Source organism: Rhizobium sp. RHZ02, assembly GCF_014851575.1.
GTDB lineage: Bacteria > Pseudomonadota > Alphaproteobacteria > Rhizobiales > Rhizobiaceae > Rhizobium > Rhizobium altiplani.
On sequence record NZ_JACUZX010000087.1, the window covers coordinates 1 to 602 of the forward strand.

1 pseudogene is annotated in these 602 nt (G+C 59.5%); it reads right to left on the reverse strand.

The window, feature by feature from the left end:
• Positions 1 to 461: 461 nt before the first annotated feature.
• Positions 462 to 602, reverse strand: a pseudogene (locus IB244_RS31620) (IS110 family transposase); the annotation flags it as partial.

A 602-nucleotide genomic window follows, 5' to 3' on the forward strand; every position in this document is an offset into this window, starting at 1 on the left:
CCTTGAAGGAAAAGGAGCGCGAGCCGCAGGTGAAGGAAACCAAGGTGTCGCGCACCGATCCCGACAGCGGTTACATGGTGCGCGACGGCAAGCCAAAGGGCTTCTTCTACCTCGATCACCGCACGGTTGTATAATCGCATTCCGTCCGTCAAGAGGGGTTGAGCATGCGGCATCCTTACCGGGCTGAAGGAAGGCAACGCGGCGCAATCCGAATTGTCGGTTCGGCCCTCAGCGGCCATGTCCTTCAGAGCTGTCCAGTGCTGGGAGCAGGGTTGTCTTCGCGGTCGACAAATGTCGCCGCATGATGGGTATTCGCAGGTAGGATCTTCCTTATGTGAACGGCGCAATCTTCTATTACGTTGCAGCGAGCGATACGGAATGATCCAACCTACGTCCGCAGCACGGACGCTCAGTGCCTCAAATCAGGTTTGACGCGCTGAGGGAGGAAGGCTGGCTGTCGCTTAAGCGGCGGCGCCAGCCGAGGCGTTGAACACTTCTCCTGTCCTGAGCATGCTGTGCATGATAACCGCAAGCTTCCGGGCGACCGCCACCGCAGTGCGTTTGAAGCCCAACCGCTCGCGCAGCTTCAGCCCCCAGCTCCT